The organism is Carnobacterium sp. (genome assembly GCF_049673005.1).
GTDB lineage: Bacteria > Bacillota > Bacilli > Lactobacillales > Carnobacteriaceae > Carnobacterium_A.
Genome location: NZ_JBATXB010000048.1, coordinates 1 through 19707, shown reverse-complemented (window position 1 = coordinate 19707; position 19707 = coordinate 1). Strand labels below are relative to the sequence as shown.

Sequence of the window (19707 nt, the reverse complement as noted above, 5' to 3'; positions counted from 1 at the left end):
AATTACAATTATTCTTTATCGGTTTATAAGAAAAAAACACCCCTTACTAACGTAAAATGGATCACGCAGTAAGGGGTGTTTATTTATATTAGTTATTCTTTTCCCATAACGTATTAACGATTTCATAAGGTTTCGCTGTTGAATCTACTGAGCCTTCAATAATCTCTTCAAGTAAGTTACACTTTTGAGATTGATAATTTTCAATCGTTAATGAGGCATCTACTTCTTTATTGGTTAAATTGTAAGCACGAGTAATAATTTCATCACTGTGTTCTTTTCGTTTAAATGCTGTTAATGCCATTTCTTTGCTCTCCAATTTAGCGTATTGGTAATTGTTTGGCCACTTTCCTTCATGAATAGAAGTCTGATAGGCACTGAATGGTATTTGGAAGTTAAATGCTTCTAGATAAGTTCTCGTTTCTTCATTTTCTCCATGGAATGAGAGTGCATAAAGCATAGATTGTTGACCTAAGCATTGTGCTTCTGGTGTTGGGAAGTATCCCCAATCGCCTAATTCTCCAACTGCTCTTAATAAAGTTACCGCGATAGTTTGTTGGTTTTGTTCTTCAATAATTTCGTATTCATTTAATCCAATAACCGAAGCTGTAACACCATTTTCATCATTTTGTACATTTACAAAAGCATGAGTATGTTGGGGATTTGACGGATTAACCCAAGCAGGGTCTACCGAGTTTGGTCTCTCTACTACTTCGAATATACTGTCCGCATAATGAATAGCTGATTGAATACCGGTTGGGAATAATACACGCAAACGGTGATCCAAATGTTGATTATCAAAAGTAGTCTCAAATTTCACTTGTTGACTATGTTTTTCTAAACGAACCTTTGTTTTTACTACCAACTCTTTCAAAGTAGTTGATCGTCCCGCTTGTCTTTCACGCATCTCTATAACGGCTTTTTGCTCCTCTTCCAAAAGCTCATCTGCTGAGATAGGGATAGCTAATGTATGGGTAATTTCTATTTCCCCAAAACCAATTGTGTCCTCTATAATTTCAATCGTTGCAGCTGTTCCTTTTGAATAAATAGCTTGATCATTTAAAGGTTGTCTGAAAATATATTCATTCCCAATATCTCCAACATCTTCAAAATTCAATAGATCAGTATAAGTTTTATTGGTTGATTTATTTAAGATAGTCAACGTTCCATCACTTGCTATATCTACTTTTAAATGCTCGTTTTCAAGCGTTTTTCCTTCAGCTGAAATAAGTGTTTCTTTTGCTAACTCATTCATCTCTTCTTGATTTGCTTCAACTAAAATGAAACTACTCCAAGATAAACCACTCATAGATTCAATAGGCAGCCTAACATCAACATAACGAGCCATGAAGGGTTGTCTAAATCTATCTTTAGGCAAGTCGTAGCCAAATTCTGTTCCCGCAGGAGTGATAACGGCAGAAATCCTTTTCCCTTCTGTATTCTCCACTACATACGTTGGATACTCTTTTTCTTTTAAAGCAGAGTATAAGTGGTCTGGTTGTCCGGCAGAAAAAGGCAAACGCTCAATTTCTAATCTCACTTCGGCAACCCCTGTTTTCTCAGATCCGCTTGTATTAAATACAACAAAAGGAAGACCTTTTTTATCTTTAAATGTTGATGTGTCAATTGATTTTACTAAATGTAAGGCAGCTTCGTCTGCTACATACCGTCCAACTTCGTTTGCTTTTTCAAAACGTGTAACCATTTCACGGTGTACTTCATCAACGCTGCAACCACAAATACTATCATGAGGGTGATTTTGCATCAACGTTTTCCAAGCATAGCGCAACATGTCATGTGGGTATTCTTCAGCAGTTTCATATGCCATTGTCGCTAACGGTTCAGCAATATTTTCAAGTAAACGTGACACTTGTGTATTCCATTGCTTCAAATAAACACGTGTTGATGCTGTGTTCGCTAATGTGTACCATCCTTCGGTTTCTTGCGACGTTAACTCACCTGAAACAGTGTTTAAGTTTTCTGGCAAATCTTTTTTCAAGGCCGTAAGGTACTCGTCAAAACTTGTGTGAACAAACTCAATTTCAGGATACAGCTCATTGGCAACTTGGATTGCTACTGACAAATCTTTTTGAACCGGTTGGTGGTCACACCCATTCATCATCAGTATATGATCTGTTGAAGTATATAAACCAGCATCTGCCAATTTTGTTTCCCAGAATACTTGTGCTTCTGCTTTATCTGTTGGAATTTCATTTCCATTACTGTACCAGTTCGCAAATAATAGCCCTAATATTTCAGAATCATCTGGCCCCTTCCACCACATTTCTGAGAATTGTGATGCGTATTTATCATCATTTACAACAACGTTATTGAATCCGGTAGGTTTAACTCCGCGTCCAAATGCCGCCACATCGAAACCAGCTTGTTTCATCATTTGTGGTGTCTGTCCAGCATTTCCAAAAGTATCTGGGAAGTATCCTAGTTCAACTGGAGAACCCCATTGTTTACTTTCGTCCATTCCAACAAGAATATTACGAACATTTGACTCGCTACTTGTTAAGAATGCATCTTGTAAAATATAAAAAGGTCCTATCTTTAATTTCCCATTTTGAATGTGCTTTTTAACTAAGTCTTTTTTACCTGGACGTACTTGCAAGTAATCGTCTAAAATAATCGTTTGTCCGTCTAAGTGAAAACTTTTAAACTCTGGATCCGTTTCAAATAACTCTAATACATCATCCATTAATTCAATTAAACGCATATGGTGTTGCTCATAAGGTAAGTACCATTCTCGATCCCAATGACTATGTGATAAAATATATACAGTTTTTTTCATTTTTAATTTTCTCCTTTAAGAATGGCATTATTTCGGATAACTTCTTTCATCCAAAAACTACTTTTTTTAGGGATTCTCTTAAATCCATCTTCAATATCAACACGATAAAATCCATAACGGTTGCGGTAACCATTTAACCATGACCAACAATCAATAAATGTCCACATATGGTATCCAAAACAATTGCTGCCTTGTTCAATAGCTTTATGAAGTTCCAAAAGATGATCCTGAACAAATTCTATTCTATAATCATCCTGAATGATTCCTTCTTCATTCATAAATCGCTCTTCTTCTGCAACTCCCATACCATTCTCTGAGACATACCAAGGAATATTTCCATAGTCATTTTTAATTCTCATCCCAATATCAAAAAGGGCTTTTGGATAAATTTCCCATCCTCGATAAGGATTTATTTTTTTATCTGGCCAATCATAGTCAGCAAATAAATCACTAGGCATTAACGCAGGAATGCTTGGATTCTCAACAGCTTGAACTCTTTTAGGCTGATAATAATTAACCCCTAAAAAATCTATCGTTGCCTGTGCAATCCGTTCTTTATCTCCTTCTTGAGTAAGTGGAAGTAACTGATTGTCCTTTAGTAACGCAATTAATTTCGGTGAGATTCGACCAAGAACAACCGGATCTAAGAAACTTTTAATATACAATTCATCTGCTGCTTCTTTTGCTTTCATATCCTCAAAACGTTCGCTTTTACTTAATACTGGTGTTAAATTTAACACAACGCCAATCTGACCTTTGTGTTTATTTTCCTTAAATTGTTCAACTGCTTTGACGTGAGCCATCAAGGTATTGTAACCAACTTGTACTGCACGCTTAAAATCAACAACAGCAGGATAGTGGAATTCAAACAAGTATCCACACTCCGCTGGAACAATCGGTTCGTTAAATGTCGTCCACTGTTGAACTAAGTCTCCAAACTGTTCAAATGCTACTTTAGCGTAATACCCAAAAGCCTCTATAGATTCTCGATTCTCCCATCCGCCCTTTTCCATTAACCACCAAGGCATATCAAAATGAAATAAATTTACAATCGGCTTAATTCCTTTTTTATTCATTTCAGAAAAATAAGCGCGGTAAAAATCGACAGCTTTTTGGTTGAGTGTTTTTCCATCAGGTAATAAACGCGCCCATGAGATAGATGTTCGATAGGAGTTCAACGACATGTCTTCCATCAATTGAACATCTTCTAAGTACTGGACATAGGTATTTGATGTATCCCTTGGTCCAATCTGATTCGCAAATTTTTCAGGATGCATGTCAAACCACTTATCCCATGTTGTAGCTGATTTCCCATCTACTAATGCTGCTCCTTCTGTTTGCGGTGCAGAAGCAGCGGCTCCCCATAAGAACTGTTTTGGAAACTTTTTCAAGTCAATACACTCCTTTTCTTATTTCTTAATGCGTAAATCATAATAATCTAAAACTAGTTCACAAAACATCATGTTAGCCCATGAGAACCATTCTCTCGTATAATTATTTGGATTATCAACATCAAATCCCTCATGCATTAAATTAGTTCCACCGTCATTTTCAACTAGTAAATTTAAAATGCGTTTCTTTTCGCTTTTATCTGGAGAAGTTAGTCCTTCGATTGCTAAGGCAATTGGCCAAATATAATTTTCTGGTGTGTGTGAACTTCCTATGCCTTTCGCACATTTCCCTTCATAGAAATAAGGGTTTTCTTTACTTAATAGAGTCTTTCTTGTCGCTAAGTAAACGTCGTCTTCTTCTGAACAGTAGCCCAAGTAAGGAGCCGCAAGTAAACTCGGCACATTTGAATCGTCCATGATGGAGTAATTTCCTAATCCATCTACTTCATAAGCATAAATAGTCTCTCCCGCTTGATTTTTAACTTTAGCATACTGCTCGATACCTTGATTTATTTCCTCACGCAAAGTTGTTATTTCTTCAATTAAATCTGTTTCTTTTAAGATAGTCGTATAGATATCTTTCAAATAATCCAAGACTACAACGGCAAACATATTCGCTGGAACTAAATAGTTGTATACACAACGATCATCACTCGGTCTAAATCCTGACCAAGTCATACCCGTCACTTTAATTGGAGACCCTTTACCTTGATTAACTAATGTGTCTTCTTCACGCCAAGTATCGCGTTCAAATACATAAGGAGAGTTCTCATGATTTTGTTCTGTCTTCCATAGAGCAAGTATTTTTTTTACGGCTTCTTTAAACGTTTCATTAAATTGATCTGTTCTACCAGTTTCCTTATACAATAGGTAACTCAATTGGATTGGGTAGCAAAGGGAATCAATTTCATATTTACGTTCCCAGATCCATGGGTTCATTTCTGTATCGTCGTCTTGGTGTCCAGCATTATTCGCTTCTTCATTAAACGCATTCGCATAAGGATCTAAATTAACATAGCGCAATTGTTTTTCTACAACACCAGCAATCATATCACTAATGTCTTTGTCTTCTTTTGCAACCAATAAATAGGGACGTACTTGAGCGGTTGAATCTCTTAACCACATCGCTGGGATATCGCCTGTTAAAAGAAAAGTCGTATTATCTTCTTGTTTTTTTACTGTTGTTAATAATGTATTAGAAAAGGATGCATTAAAATTCTCAGCCCATCTTGGGTTTTCTATCGATTTTTCAGTAACCGCCTTCATTAATTTTTCAACAGATGCCGGTATTTTTTTGTAAGCCATTATCATTGCCTCTTTTCATATTATTTATATCATTCATTAACCATAGTATAAAATAGACAATTATTAATATCTACAAAACATAGGTATCTCTCTATTTTATATAGAAAACACTACAATTTGTTGCATTATATTATTTAAATGGTATATTTTTAAAATATACTATATCATTAGGAGGACATACTAGTGCCTAAATCAGAACCTTTATACAAACAAATATACGCAACACTGAAAAAACAAATTTTAACAGGGTTATTTCCTTATAACAGCCGGTTGCCTTCAGAAAAAGAACTCTCGATTCAATTCAATGTTAGTCGCATTACGAGTAAGCGAGCACTAAATGAATTAGCTAAAGATGGATACATTGAGCGTTTTGCTGGAAAAGGCAGTTTTGTTGTCTTTAAAAAATTATTAAAAGAACAAACCTTTTCCGTTTCACTTTTGCTGCCTTTTTTTAAAAATGCTGGGTTGGAGCAATATATTCAAGGTGTTTCTGATTTTTTAAAACCTTTGCCTTTTGAACTAACGATACACACCACTCAAAAAGATTCACAAAAACAACGAGAATTGATCCAATCCTTATCCAAAGAAACTTCTGATGGACTTATTCTCTATCCAGAATTCCCAAAACCATTATTAGATCTCGTTTATACTCTCTATTTAGATGATTTTCCAATTGTACTATTAGATAAAGACTTGTTTGATTTGCCAATTCCCGTAGTATCTTCAGCGAATAGAACGGGCGGATACGAAGCAACGATACATGCTTTAGAACAAGGACACCGTAAAATTTTATTTTTCTCTTTGGCCTCTTTTTTTAAAACTTCAGCTGTAAAAAATCGGTATCTTGGCTACCTAAAAGCTCTGCATGAATACTCTATCAGACCCACTCTAACGTTGGATAAATCCGTTTATTCTTTAAACATGAATCAACCAGAACTTATCCAACAGTTCTTAGAAGAAACCAAACAGCAAGGATACACGTGTATCTTTGTAGAACACGACATCTTAGCAATGGAATTAATCTCCACGGCTTCTAACATGGGATGGAGTATTCCAGAGGATATGTCGTTTATTGGTTTTGACGACGTCTTGCTTTCTCATTTAATCACGCCGAAATTAACAACCATCAAACAAGATTTTTATCGTATTGGGTACACGGCAGCGGAAATGTTAGTTGCTATGATTACCGAGCCAGAAAGCATTCATTCTTTATCCTCAATTGAAATCCCTGTTGAATTAATTAGTAGAGATTCGGTCAAAAATAAAAAAAGATAGAGACTAGGTTTAACCAGTTCTATCTTTTCCTATTGAATTTGATCACGGAATTCTCTTGGTGAATGTCCAACAATTTTTTTAAAGTTTTTATAGAAATATCCTAGGTTCTTGTATCCTATCCGACTCGCGATATCATTTACTGGTTCTTTTGAACGCAATAACAACTCCTTAGCCAAATTAATTCGGTAGTGATTCAAATATTCGGAAAAACTTTTTCCAGTTTCCTTTTTGAACACTTGTCCTAAATACATAACGTTAACATGCAAGATACTCGCTATGCTTTTTAGTTTTAAATCTTCTGTATAATTTTTTTGCACGATTTCTATCGTCTGTTTGGTTAAGTCACTGTATGATTGTTGTTTCTTCAGTTCATCTAATGGAACTAAATCGTTCTTCATAATAGCCGCTACTTCATCGAAGGTTTTTGCATCAAAAAGTTGGTTTGATTTGACCATTAACTTTTCACTTTCAATGGCATCAAATTGCAAATATAGATTAACCATAACTAAATACATCAACCTTTTGATATTTTCTGCTTCTAATGTTTGAAACTCCCTCAATTGATCAGTAAATGTACTTATCTCAGTAGTCATTCGTTCAATATTCTTCGAAAAAATCCCTTCATTTAAATCTGTAATTAGTCCTGATAAGGTTAAGTCTGTTAGTTCATTTTCTTTGTACGTGTTAAAGATGAACGGTCTACCATAAAAATCAGCATGATTTTTTGCTTTCAATGCGCATTGATAACTGTTGTAAACCTGCTTTTGATCATGAATGCATTCACCGATAAAAAACAAACAGTCGTTGTTCAATTTTGTATTTACTTTAGTTAATAACTTTTTTAGCTCTTCATCCGTTTGGTTTGCTAAAATAAGAACGTCTTCTTTTTCATTAAGTGAAAAATGAAGTGATAAATTTAATTCTAGGCAAACACAGTTAAAAGTTGATTTCCATTGAATGCTGGACTGATTCCGGACAATAACGACTGTCAGATTGGATTCTTTAGGTAAGCGAAACAACTCATGCTCAACCAATTGGGTTAGTTGTTCTTCTTGAAGCTCATTTCGTACCCATCTGCCTAAAAGACTTTCAAAGATTGTTTGATCTGCTTGTTTAGTCAAATGAACTTGTTTAAATTCTTTTAAAATTTGGTTGAGAGATTGAATGAGTTCATCTTTATCAATCGGTTTCAACAAATAATTGGATGCTCCTAAATGGATGCCACTCTTAACATAATCAAACTCTTGATAACCAGAAACAATGATAAATTTAAATGGATTCGCTACCTTTTGAGCTTCACGAATAAAATCAATTCCAGATAATACAGGCATGGTGACGTCTGTTAAGACAATATCAACTTTATTTTCCATCATAAAATCTAAGGCTTTTTTTCCATTTCGAGCTGTCCCAATGATTTCCATGTCCAAGCTTTCCCAGTTGATTAACTTTTGTAAACCATTTAAAATCATGTATTCATCATCTACCAACAAAACTTTATACACTCTATATCACCCTTTTCTTTACTAGAATTCCATCATCACTGTTGTTCCTCCACCTTTAGTTTCAGTTATTTCCATTTTGAATTGATTCCCATAAAATAACTTCATTCGAGTGAATACATTCATTATTCCAACTGAATCTGGTTTAAAACTATCTGTTTGTATGAGTGACTGATTTAATTGCGCTAACTTTTCTTTTTCTATCCCTATACCATTATCACTAATTACTATTTTCGTTTTACCTTTTTCATTATAGGCTTTAACGCTGATGGCGTTCTCATTTCTTGTGAAATCAATCCCGTGAGCAAAGTAGTTTTCTATCAAAGGTTGAATAGCAAATTTTGGAATAAGGGTTTCTTTTGCATCATCACATACCTTAAATCTATAAGCAACTTGGTCTGGATAACGCATTTGGTAAAGAAAAATATATTTTTCGCAAAATTTCAATTCATTTTCAACTGTCACGACTTTTTCATGAGAAATATTGTTTCTTAATAACGTTGCAAATTGGAAAACAACATCTGCTAATTCTTCAGCTCCTTCGCTCACTGCACTCATACGGATGTACTCCAATGTATTATACAAGAAATGTGGATTAATTTGTGATTGTAAAGCGCGCATATCCGCATCTTTTTGCTTTATTTCTAATTCATAGATATCTTTAATGTAATTTTGAATACTATCTAGCATACGGTTGATACCTTCTGCCAATTGTTTGGTTTCAGCTTTTTTATTGTGAACAGAAATCCTATTCTTACTAGCTCCGACGGAAATTTGGTCAACTGTTAGTAAAATATCTTCTACTTGATCAACATATTTCTTGAATAAGTTAAACAATATCATTAACAATAATCCATCAAAAACTAAGCTCAATAAAAATAGACTAATGGTGCTTTTAATTGTACTTTCAATTATTGCTTTATGAGGAATAATCGTAACAATTTTCTGATTGTTTTTCGTTAAAGATTCTGCAATATAGTAACTAGTTGATAACTGATCTAATTCTACAGTCGAATTCTGTTCCATTTGTTCGTTTATTTTTTTTGAAATTGTTGAATCAATTCGTTTGTTGCTTCCTTCATATATCAGTTGATCATTAACAGAAAAGACTAGTGTCTGAATTGGATAAGGAGAATTCTGATTGAGTATAATTTGATCAAAACTTTCTTTTTCAAAATCCATATGGAATGAACCAAGCGTTTGAAGAGTATCTTTATTTAGAAGAGGAGTTGAAAAACGAAATACCTCTGTTTTAGGTAATTGCATCACTTTATTCCCCATCGTGTTGGTTTTTTGCGAATAATATATTTCAGGGAAATTTTTTAAAGTCATACTAGTAGATAATAAAGAACTATCCCTATAATAAAGATTTTCAATCGTTTTAGGCAAATAATAATACCAATTTTTTTTGTAATTAATCTCTAATACTTTTGTTAAATACTCAGAATAAGTTAAGTCAAAATAATCTTGAATAGAAGCTATTTTTTCAGAAGTGGACGTCAATTCGACACCTACTTCCGCTACTTTGTCTTGATTTTTATTTATTAAAAATTCAAATCTCCCAGTTGTATTTTGAATACTTTGTAATGCTATCTTTTTATTGTTCTCGTGAAGCAGCATTCCTACAGCAATACTAAGAAAGGTCAAGAACAAGATTAATATAATTGAGTATATTTTTAATAGAGAATATAGCTGATTGCTTTTCATTTTTATCTTCATTATCTTCACTCCTAAGAACCTCTAATAAAGCTCAATACGGCTGTATAGTTAACTAGTTTAATCTGTTCTATTGTTCTATTGTTTTATTTTTGTATCTTAATTTAATCTTACACTACTTTATTCGAATAGAAAAGGAATCCTAAACTAGTGATAGCACTAGAACTATCATTCGTGAGGGTACTCTATTATTTTTGGGAATTTTAATTCAGAGAGTTGACTCATTTTCAACGTGTAAAGCAAGAAAAAGAACGCCTAAGTATCTGGCGTTCGAATTTTTAACTTTCTTTATTATTTGTTTGCATTAAATTCATCAAATTGCTTTTGTGCTTCTTCTTGTATTTTTTCAAGTCCTGCTTCATTTAACTTTTCTAAATATTCAGGAACGACTTTCTTAGGATCTACACTACCTGTTTGTAAGCCGGCAGTGTATTGAGCAGAAACGTTATTCACATTCGTAATCTCTGATTTAACATTGTCCGTTACAAAATTAAATCCTAGTAAAGGTGATTCTTCAGCCTCTTTAATAGATGTCTCTTTGTAGTCAATTTGTTCATCTGTTACCGCTTCGTCAATATAAAGAATCTCATTATTAGCTAAGTTCCAAGCAGATAGGTATCCACTCTTAGGATCTTGATACCCTTCTAATAAACGAACACGTCCTTCTTCATCCGTCATTTCCCAGTTTCTTCCTTCAACTCCATACACTAAACCGTTTAATAACTCAGCATCTGTATTTAGCATATTCAATATCTTCATCGCTTCTTCTTTTTTCTTAGAATTGTTTGAAATAACAAAGTTAGCCATACGTGCTTGTGCTACGGTTTTAGCTGGTTTTGAGAATGGTTTTGATTGGATATCCTTACCAGTAATGCGTTGTAGCAAGTAATCGCCGTAATCGTAAGGTCCTTGTGTTTCAGATCGTACGAACCAAGTATCTTCGTCTGTGTTGTAGGCCGTCTGACTAGTGGCTGCATCAGCAGGGACATAGCCTTTTTTGTAATAGTCATGCATAGTATCTAATTGTGGTAGAATACCTTCGCCTTCCACATAAGGATTAATTAGTTTTGTTGGATCGCCGTTTAAGTCAACACCAAGTGGTACACTGTTGCCAATTAAAAAATCAATATCTTTTTCAATTCTCCAACCAGATCCAGCCGTTAACGGAACAACCCCAGGTTCATTCTCTTTAACCGTTTTCAATAAGGGTTCAAGGTCAGCTAACTTACTAACGTTAGAAATATCCAGGTCATATTTTTCTAAAAAAGTTGGGTTAAACGTAAACATTTGTTGCGCATAAACATTTGCGTTCACTGGCATTGCATATAGTTTTCCATTGATTGTATTGCCTTTGATATAAGCCTCGTCTAATTGTTCCATTGCTTCAGGAGCAAATTCTTTTGATAATTCTGTTAAATCTGCATAAGCTCCTTTTTGTGCATTATTTAAATAATCTGTAGCAAAGGCAATGTCGTAATTCTCTCCAGAAGAAGTAATAACGTTCATTTTTTGTTCATAGTCACCCCAACCAATGTATTGTATTTTAAGTTTGAGATCTAGTTCTTCGCCAATGCGTTTATTTGCAATTTCCATTAACTCATCCATGTTTTCTGGTGGTACACCGACCTGATACATCAATACAGTATCTTTGTCTGTGCTAGCTACCTTACTTTCACTTGCTTTGTCATCGCCAGATGCTAGTCTTCCACAACCCACTAAAGCAACACCACATAATAAAGCTACGGCACCTTTTAGAACTCTTTTTTTGATCGTCATTTTACATCCTCCATTACTATTTTTTTAAAAGCACATACCCTTTATTAAAAAAACGAGAATAATGAATCAGCTAACACTAACTTATTATTCTTTTACTCCACCAATAGTCAATCCACTGATGAAATATTTTTGGAAGAATGGATAGCTCAATGCTATTGGAAGTGTTGAAATAACAACCATTGCCATTCTTGTTGCCTCTCTTGGAATACCAGTAGTTCCAATCATTGAACTCTTACCCGCATTTTCAATCATAAATTCAATATTGCTCTGAATTTGCATTAATACATATTGTAACGGCATTAAATTATCGCTTTCAATATACAATAAAGCATTAAACCAATCATTCCAAAATCCAATGGCTGCAAATAAACTAATCGTCGCAATGCCTGGTACGGCTAAAGGGAGAACAATCTTGTAAAATGTTTTAAATTCTCCAGCTCCGTCTATCCTTGCTGATTCAATAATCGAATTGGGTACCGAACGGATGAAAAAGGTTCTCATAACAATAATATTAAACGGACTCATAGCCATCGGTAGAATTAGTGCCCAAATAGTATCTTTTAACCCCAGTAAACTAGTCATAACAATATAACCTGGTACCAAGCCAGCACTAAATAGCATAGTCACTAATGCAAACATCGTAAAGAACTTACGAAATCTGAAATCTCTGCGTGAAATAGCATAGGCATAGAAAGATGTTAATGTTGTGTTCGTAATCGTTCCAACAACTGTAACAAAAACAGTTATAAATAAAGCTTGAGTAATTTGATCACCCATCTTAGCTAAATAACGGTATCCATCTAAACTCCAGGTTTCAGGAATTAATTGATATCCGTTAACAACCATCGCTGTTTCATCACTAAATGATAGAATAATAATGAAAATAAATGGGAATACACAAGAAAATGCAAACAAGCCAATTAATAGATTAAAAAAGAGATTTGATTTTTTCCCAAAACCTTTGTAATTAACTTGATTGATCTTTTTTTTCTTCTTATTTGTTATTTTTTTTGTTTTATCTTTAGCCATACTCGTATTCTCATGAGAGTTCACTTTAAGCCTCCTCCTTCCTACTTAAAATAATGCCGACTCTTCATCAAAGCGACGAACAATTAAATTAGTAACCATTACTAAAAAGAATCCGACAACTGATTGATATAATCCAGCGGCGGTTGTCATACCTATGTCCCCACTTTGGGCTAATCCGTTATAAATATAGGTATCTAAAACGGAAGTAACATTATAAAGAGCTCCTGAATTTTTAGGTATTTGATAGAACAAACCGAAATCGGCTTTAAATATCCCGCCTACCCCCATAATCGTTAAAATAGTAATTAATGGAACTAAATGAGGGAGTGTCACGTGTCTTATTTGTTGCCATTTACTCGCACCATCAATTTCTGCTGCTTCATAATAAGCTGGTTCTATTCCCATAATAGCAGCAAAATAAATAACACTGCTATAGCCAACACCTTTCCAAATTCCCAAGAATACTAAAATGAAGGGCCAATAGGTAGGATCTGAATACCAACTAATTGCAGAACCCCCTTGTCCTGTGATGATTGAATTTACTAAACCTTTATCCGGACTTAAGAAAGCGTATACAAAATAGCTGATAATGACCCATGAAAGAAAATAAGGAAGCAACATTGACGTTTGATAAACTTTAATCATTCGCTTTGAACGCAATTGGCTAACAATAACCGCAATACTTACTGCCATGAATAATCCTACTACAATGAATGTAATGTTATATAAAAGTGTATTTCTAGTAATAATATAAGCATTAGAAGAGGAAAACAAGAATTTAAAATTATCAAATCCTACCCATTTACTTTGGCTAATACTTCCCCAAAAGCCACCATCTTCAACAAATTTAAAGTCTTTAAACGCAACCACGTTTCCTCCAACGGGTATATAAAAGAAGAATATTAACCAGACTGTTCCAGGTAACGCCATTAAAAGCAACGCCTTATCTCTATTTAAATAATAGAAAAATCCCTTTTTTTTCTTTTTCATTCCGTTTACTCCTTTCCACTACATTATTTTTACTATACATCTACTATACTAAACTATACCAGAATCCGTAATGGATAAAGTATAGAGAAAGATACACAAACTATATAAGCGCTTACATTAGCTATATATAGGCGGATACAAAAATAGATGTTTTTTTAAAAAAATAAAACACTTTTTCCAAAACGGACTATACCATTTTTAAAAGTGTTGTTTTAATTAGATTAATCTAACCATTACAGAACCACTCTAAACGAGAAATTTCTCAATGAGATCTTATTCTTGTTGCCTATCACAAAATAAACGACCTCTTTAAAGATAGGTCGTCATTTATATAAATAAAGAGAACTTTGATGTTAACTTCTAAGCATTCAGCATAAATTAGAAACTTTTTTATCATTTCTGCTCACTAAAAATAGTACTTTGATAAAAAACTATGAAAGCAATTGAATAAAATTTTGTGCTATTTCCATTCCTTTAATGTTTGCTGTTTTTAAATAGACTAAATGAAAAGGATGCTCAATCATGAAATCTTTTATCTTAATTTCTTTTAAGGTTCCGTTTAAGAGTTCTTCTTCAACCGCACTTCTATATAAAAAAGTAATACCTAAGTCTTTTTTCACTAATTGTTTTATAGTAGAAATGTTTCCAATCATCATTATCTTATCAAAACTATCCAAATGAATGCTTTTATTTTTTAGCGCGGTTTCTAAAATTAAGCGTGAGCCTGATCCAACTTCCCTGATCATCAATTGATGTGAAAATAGTTCGTTTATTTCCTGCTCTTTCTTCCATAATGGATTAGTTTCAGCACATACTGCGATAAACGATTCATCAGATATCTTATGGAAACCAAATACATGCTGATTAAACTCCCCTTCAATAAAGGCAAAATCAATTTTTCCATGTTCCAAATAATCAATTAAAGCAGCCGTGTTATCAACAAGCATCGCTAATGTGTGTGCAGGAAAAGCAAACACGTACCGCTCGATAAGTTCGGGCATAACGTATTCACCAATTGTTAATGTTGCACCAAATATAAAAGATGGCGCTTCTTCTATTGGAGCTAATTTTTTTTGTATTTGGATAATTTCTTTACGCAAAAGCAATAAATCTTTCTGTAATTGTTTCCCTTTTTTTGTCAGAGTTAATTGTCTATTTTCATAATGGAACAAGTCAACATTTAGCTCGTTTTGTAAATATTGAATGTGTTGAGTAACAGCTGGCTGTGTAATGTGCAATTTTTTTGCAGTACGTGTATAGTTCATTTCCTCTGCTAATGCAAGAAACGTTTCGTAACGGTAATCTAACACGAACATCATCCTCTCTATAAATATTTCTTATAACTAAATAATAAATGATTATTTTAACTTATGCAATAATAAGCGTAAACTAACAGTATGAACAAATGAAACAAGAGGAGAGTCAGCATGATTCAAAAAGGAATAGAAAAAACAACAATTATTTTACCAGGTTTAGTTATAAGTATTGTCATCTCACTTATCAGTCAAGGTTTGGCTTTTTTTGTTCCAACTTTAGGAGCAGCTTTAATTGCTATTTTTTTAGGTATCTTACTTGGCAACACGTTTTTAAATAAACCTATTTTAAACACCGGAACAAAATTTTCCGAAAAAAGTCTTTTAGAATTGTCAATTGTCTTAAATGGGTTAATTCTTGATTTCCAAATTATTAAACAAGTTGGATTGACTGGATTTACTTTTATCCTTTTTCAAATGGTCGCAACTATTGTTGCTGCTTATTGGATTGGACGTTACTTAAAATTTGGCAAGAAATTTTCTTTATTAATGGGAGCTGGAAATGCTGTCTGCGGATCTTCTGCAATTGGAACGGTTTCTCCTGTTATTGATGCGAGTGAAAAAGATAAAGGTTTATCCATTACTATTGTTAACGTAACAGGTACTCTTCTAATGATTACGTTACCCATTCTTTCAGCTATTATTTATAAAAATGAAACCGTTCAAACTTCCGCTCTTATTGGCGGAACAGTCCAGTCTATTGGCCAAGTTATTGCATCAGCAAAACTAGTTAATGACGATGTGGCTAATTTATCAATCGTCTTTAAATTAATGCGTGTTTTACTTATTATAGGAGTAGCTTTATTATTTGGGAAAATGAATTTTGAAGAAAATAAATCATTGTTTTCAAAATCAGGAAGCAAACAGGAAAACAAGAAAAGTACGGCGGGTATCCCTTGGTTTATCTATGGATTTTTCTTATTATTCTTATTAAGAAGTTTTGTTTCCTTACCTGATTTCTTAGTATCAGCTTCTCGAAATGTTAGCAATCAATTTGAGATAGCGGCTCTAGCTGCCATTGGATTACGTGTTAAGTTTTATGATATCGTAAAAGAAGGACCTAAGACTTTGCTTTATGGTCTATTAGTAGGATCTATTCAAGTTCTATTAGCAATCGGCTTAATATTTTGGTTATTTTAAATAACTACTAAAAAAAGCACATCACCAGTTTTTACTCACTGATGATGTGCTTTTATTTTAACGCCCATTGGTAAATGGCATGTGCAACCCCGTCTTCTTCATTGGTTTTCGTTTCGTATTTAGCTGCAGCTTTAATAGTAGTCGTTGCATTTCCCATTGCAACACTTTCAACAACAGCATGCATTAAATCACTATCGTTTTCACCATCTCCAATAGCCATGACTTCTGACATTGAAATCCCTAATAAATCTGCTAAACCAATTAACGCATCGCCTTTATTTGCTTTTTTTGGAAGTATTTCAAATACATAAGACAAGCTTCTAATTGGATAAAATTTTTGATACCACTCTTTTGGTACTGTTTTAACAAACCGATCAAGTTCTGTAGGTTCTCCTACGAACATCGCTTTATAAATGTTCATCTCTTCAGGAATATCCTTCACGTCTAAATGGATAGGAGTCATTCCTAAGATAGCTGCATCAAAAAGCAGTTTCTCTGTCTTCTTACCTGTATAAAAATAATGAGTTTCATCAAAAAAAGTTAAATTTACAGCAAAATTTTTACGAATAGAATCAATCTCACTTAGTTCAACGTGTTTGAGTTTGTGACTATAGACAATCTCTTGCGTATTCGTTTTTTGAACGATTGTTCCATTCAAAGAAATAATATAATCTTCTTGGTGTGACAGATCCAGCTGTTCTAAGTAGGGATAGACGGCTTTAGACGGTCTCCCCGTACACAAAACAATTTTTATTCCAGCTTCGATGGCGTCAAAAATAGAGTCTTTTACATTTTTTGTAATTTGATGAGCATTATTTAGTAGGGTTCCATCCATGTCAATAGCAATCAATTTAATCAATTCAATCTTCTCCCTCTATTTTACATATGTTTCTCTACAATATACTCCATTAATCTAGTATACGTTTAAGTAGAATGGTGAACCAAATAAAAAAAGCCAACCTATCATTGACTTTTTTTATACATAAATTCTTATCTTTTTCCCATACGGTTTGGTTGATAGATAAATTTACCGCTATTCGATTCTATCATAATACTTAATTTGAACTTAGACATTAAGAATTCTCCAATAGCCTCATTCGTGTAAAAAACATCAGTCGGAAACATTTCTGTTGGTGTTTTCACCTTTACTTCAAAAAAACCATTTATAACTGTTTCTACAAAAATTAAATCTGAACTGGCTTGTAATTCTTTGATTTCATCTTCTGATAAATCATCAATATTTCCTTGATTCATTTTTATCGTTTCTCCAATCACTATGAACTCATACATAAGTTCGACTCATAAACTAAGATTAAATGAAACGAATGGCACTGTCAATAGGACTTTGGACCACTTACGAATGGCTATTCCGACTTCGTATATTCTATACCAATCATTGCTTTAATACCAGTCATTATCCCATAAAGCGTATCTGTTCCAGAGGTGTGTCCAAACAACAACAGTTTACTCAATTTTTGTTTAATTTCTTTTCTATCCTCTGAATACAACGAATCAATTAATTCCTTGATATTTTCATTAACTACACCATCAAGCAAACAGGTTAAATAGGCTAAACTAATATCAGTTGTTCTTCCTTTTTCTACAAACGGTCGTATAAGATGAAGCCATTCTTTTTGTTGGTTGAATAAAGATAAAATACTAATATAGCCAATAAGAAAATCATCTCCACTAGGCGTAAGTCCAATTCCTCTACCGATAAAATGCTGCCAAATTGAAGGATTCGACATTTTTCCAACAGAATACGTACTTAGATCTTCTATATAATGAAGTGTTTGTTCACTTAGTGGCAAACCAGTCTTCATTTTTAAAGGGAGCTTACTTATTTCTTCAAAAAACAGTGTGTCTTCTATTTTTATAGTTGATGAAAAAGAGATTAACTTAATATTTAATTCTTTTTCAACGAGTTCATTTAACTTAATAATTGAAATGATTTTATTTAAGTGATTATAAAAAAATAGTGTGTTATTTTGGTAACTAACAAAATAGCCAACTTTTACTAAATGTAACAGAGAATGTATTTTTTCATTAGATAGCTTCAAACCAAAAGCTGATAATGGTTCAATCCGATCACTCACATGTATAAGCTGCTTTCCTAATTGAATATTGAGACTATGAGAAAATACACTATGAACAAACCCTGAATAATCATTTCTCAAAAACGTAGTTAAATAATTACTTTTTAATTCTAATTGTTCTTGTTCCATAGCTATCCTCCTTTAATTCGTTTAAAAAGCTACAAGTTAGTTAAGTGATAACTGAGAATGAAAAAATTAGCTTAATAAATTAGAGACTGTTCCGTATAAGCCTATCAGCCCGATAGTTAAGGTAACGACTACTGCTATAATTCCTAATACATTTTGTAAAAAAGTATTGGTGTATTTGCCCATTATTTTTTTACTATTAGAAACAACCACTATCAATGCTGCAAAAAATGGTAAGAAAAATCCACTTGAAGCTTGCGCAAAAATAATAATTTGAGTAGGTTTAATATCAGCAACAGCTAATGCTGTTCCAAAAATAACTACAATCGTGCCCATTATCTTAGCTCTATTATCATCAATCCCTTTAGGCCATTTAAAAATACTAGCTAGAATTGTTTTTAATATAAAAGGAATCGCAATAGCTGAAGACAGCCCAGCTGCAAAAATTCCTAAAGACCCTACAAATCTAGCCCATTCTCCTAGGACTGGTTCTAATTGAGTAGCAAATACAAGTGGACTTGTTATTTCAGTTCCCGTTTTAAATAACAGTGCAGCACTTGTTGTCAGCATAGACAGTGTAATCAACCCACCTATTATCACATTCACTTTAATATCAAAGCGTGCTTCTACCAGTTCTTCAGGCTTGTTCCATTTTTCTTTAGATATAATAGAATGAAGGACTAGATTTATCGCAATCAGACTTGTACCAATAAGGGCCATTGCAGTTACTATCGCTCCTTTTGGCATAGAAGGAATAAACAAACCTTTTAATAATTCTGAAATATTTGGTTTTACTAAAATCATTGTAATAACAAAGATAAGTCCCATTGCACTTACAAATGATAGCATGATTTTTTCTAATAGTTTAGTTGTTCCCATTAATACTGTCACCATAACGATTGCACCTACAATTAGCGCTGAAATACTATTTGAAATACCCAATGCATCTCCCAAACCCAACGATGCACCAATTTCATTTCCACTTTGAAAGCCAAAACAAGTAATAAATACGGCAAATAAAACTAATGCCTTGACAAAAATCCCCCAATTTTTATTATCCGGACTCAGCTCTTCTGCAGCATGAATCACATCTTTTCCAGCTATAATACCAATGCGTGCACTCATTTCCATTAACACCATTAACGCGATTATTGAAAATAACACTGCCCAAAGGAGTTGGTATCCGTAATTGGCGCCAGCAAGTGTCGTTGTCGTAATTGTGCCTGGTCCAATAAAAGCACTTGTTATAATTGCTGC

The 19707-nt window shown here is 33.6% G+C and carries 15 protein-coding genes; 2 read left to right on the top strand and 13 right to left on the bottom strand.

From position 1 onward, the window contains the following. Positions 1–88: 88 nt before the first annotated feature. From WBF61_RS04335 to WBF61_RS04325, 3 genes are read right to left on the bottom strand one after another with little or no spacing between them, the layout of a single operon-like run. A complete protein-coding gene (locus WBF61_RS04335) occupies positions 89–2794 on the bottom strand; it encodes an alpha-mannosidase (protein WP_424254240.1) in 2706 nt (901 codons plus the stop codon). 2 nt (positions 2795–2796) lie between these two features. Beyond that, positions 2797–4185: a glycoside hydrolase family 1 protein gene (locus WBF61_RS04330; protein ID WP_424254238.1), complete on the bottom strand. Its 1389-nt coding sequence runs from the start codon at positions 4183–4185 to the stop codon at positions 2797–2799. Between the two features lie 18 nt (positions 4186–4203). Continuing rightward, positions 4204–5490 (bottom strand): glycoside hydrolase family 125 protein, encoded by a 1287-nt coding sequence (locus WBF61_RS04325; protein ID WP_424254236.1) that lies wholly within the window; start codon positions 5488–5490, stop codon positions 4204–4206. A gap of 183 nt (positions 5491–5673) precedes the next feature. On the opposite strand from WBF61_RS04325, the gene WBF61_RS04320 reads away from it, so the two are divergent. Then, positions 5674–6765 (top strand): GntR family transcriptional regulator, encoded by a 1092-nt coding sequence (locus WBF61_RS04320; protein ID WP_424254234.1) that lies wholly within the window; start codon positions 5674–5676, stop codon positions 6763–6765. Between the two features lie 29 nt (positions 6766–6794). Here WBF61_RS04320 and WBF61_RS04315 read toward each other — a convergent pair whose 3' ends face one another. The 6 genes from WBF61_RS04315 to WBF61_RS04290 form a co-directional block, all read right to left on the bottom strand. Continuing rightward, positions 6795–8267 carry a response regulator transcription factor gene (locus WBF61_RS04315; RefSeq protein WP_424254232.1) on the bottom strand — a complete coding sequence of 491 codons (1473 nt, stop codon included), beginning with the start codon at positions 8265–8267 and terminating at the stop codon, positions 6795–6797. A 21-nt stretch (positions 8268–8288) separates the two neighbouring features. Then, on the bottom strand, positions 8289–9983 hold the full coding sequence (locus WBF61_RS04310; protein WP_424254230.1) for a sensor histidine kinase: 1695 nt from the start codon (positions 9981–9983) through the stop codon (positions 8289–8291). Between the two features lie 288 nt (positions 9984–10271). Then, the gene (locus WBF61_RS04305; protein WP_424254228.1) at positions 10272–11756 is read right to left on the bottom strand and encodes an ABC transporter substrate-binding protein; all 1485 of its coding nucleotides are present in this window, start codon (positions 11754–11756) and stop codon (positions 10272–10274) included. Positions 11757–11840: 84 nt separating this feature from the next. Further along, entirely contained in the window at positions 11841–12785 is a 945-nt protein-coding gene (locus tag WBF61_RS04300) for a carbohydrate ABC transporter permease (RefSeq protein ID WP_424254271.1), read from the bottom strand. 45 nt (positions 12786–12830) lie between these two features. Beyond that, positions 12831–13775, bottom strand: a complete 945-nt coding sequence (locus WBF61_RS04295) for an ABC transporter permease (protein WP_424254227.1) — start codon at positions 13773–13775, stop codon at positions 12831–12833. A 431-nt stretch (positions 13776–14206) separates the two neighbouring features. Next, positions 14207–15091, bottom strand: a complete 885-nt coding sequence (locus WBF61_RS04290; RefSeq protein ID WP_424254225.1) for a LysR family transcriptional regulator — start codon at positions 15089–15091, stop codon at positions 14207–14209. A gap of 111 nt (positions 15092–15202) precedes the next feature. On the opposite strand from WBF61_RS04290, the gene WBF61_RS04285 reads away from it, so the two are divergent. After that, positions 15203–16228, top strand: coding sequence for a YeiH family protein (locus tag WBF61_RS04285; protein ID WP_424254223.1), 1026 nt, complete (start codon positions 15203–15205; stop codon positions 16226–16228). Positions 16229–16280: 52 nt separating this feature from the next. On the opposite strand, the gene WBF61_RS04280 is transcribed toward WBF61_RS04285, so the two are convergent. The 4 genes from WBF61_RS04280 to WBF61_RS04265 form a co-directional block, all read right to left on the bottom strand. Next, on the bottom strand, positions 16281–17087 hold the full coding sequence (locus WBF61_RS04280; protein WP_424254221.1) for a Cof-type HAD-IIB family hydrolase: 807 nt from the start codon (positions 17085–17087) through the stop codon (positions 16281–16283). A gap of 131 nt (positions 17088–17218) precedes the next feature. Then, positions 17219–17482, bottom strand: coding sequence for a hypothetical protein (locus WBF61_RS04275; protein ID WP_424254220.1), 264 nt, complete (start codon positions 17480–17482; stop codon positions 17219–17221). A gap of 110 nt (positions 17483–17592) precedes the next feature. After that, positions 17593–18453 carry a DUF2877 domain-containing protein gene (locus WBF61_RS04270; protein ID WP_424254218.1) on the bottom strand — a complete coding sequence of 287 codons (861 nt, stop codon included), beginning with the start codon at positions 18451–18453 and terminating at the stop codon, positions 17593–17595. Positions 18454–18519: 66 nt separating this feature from the next. After that, positions 18520–19707, bottom strand: a 1188-nt coding sequence (locus WBF61_RS04265) for an Nramp family divalent metal transporter (RefSeq protein WP_424254216.1), incomplete at its 5' end; no start/stop codon positions are given.

Bases quoted from the DNA above. Each gene is read 5' to 3' on its own strand.
- WBF61_RS04335 (WP_424254240.1), bottom strand. From the start codon at position 2,794: ATGAAAAAAACTGTATATATTTTATCACATAGTCATTGGGATCGAGAA.
- WBF61_RS04325 (WP_424254236.1), bottom strand. From the start codon at position 5,490: ATGGCTTACAAAAAAATACCGGCATCTGTTGAAAAATTAATGAAGGCG.
- WBF61_RS04310 (WP_424254230.1), bottom strand. From the start codon at position 9,983: ATGAAGATAAAAATGAAAAGCAATCAGCTATATTCTCTATTAAAAATA.
- WBF61_RS04305 (WP_424254228.1), bottom strand. From the start codon at position 11,756: ATGACGATCAAAAAAAGAGTTCTAAAAGGTGCCGTAGCTTTATTATGT.
- WBF61_RS04300 (WP_424254271.1), bottom strand. From the start codon at position 12,785: ATGGCTAAAGATAAAACAAAAAAAATAACAAATAAGAAGAAAAAAAAG.
- WBF61_RS04295 (WP_424254227.1), bottom strand. From the start codon at position 13,775: ATGAAAAAGAAAAAAAAGGGATTTTTCTATTATTTAAATAGAGATAAG.
- WBF61_RS04290 (WP_424254225.1), bottom strand. From the start codon at position 15,091: ATGTTCGTGTTAGATTACCGTTACGAAACGTTTCTTGCATTAGCAGAG.
- WBF61_RS04285 (WP_424254223.1), top strand. From the start codon at position 15,203: ATGATTCAAAAAGGAATAGAAAAAACAACAATTATTTTACCAGGTTTA.
- WBF61_RS04275 (WP_424254220.1), bottom strand. From the start codon at position 17,482: ATGAATCAAGGAAATATTGATGATTTATCAGAAGATGAAATCAAAGAA.
- WBF61_RS04270 (WP_424254218.1), bottom strand. From the start codon at position 18,453: ATGGAACAAGAACAATTAGAATTAAAAAGTAATTATTTAACTACGTTT.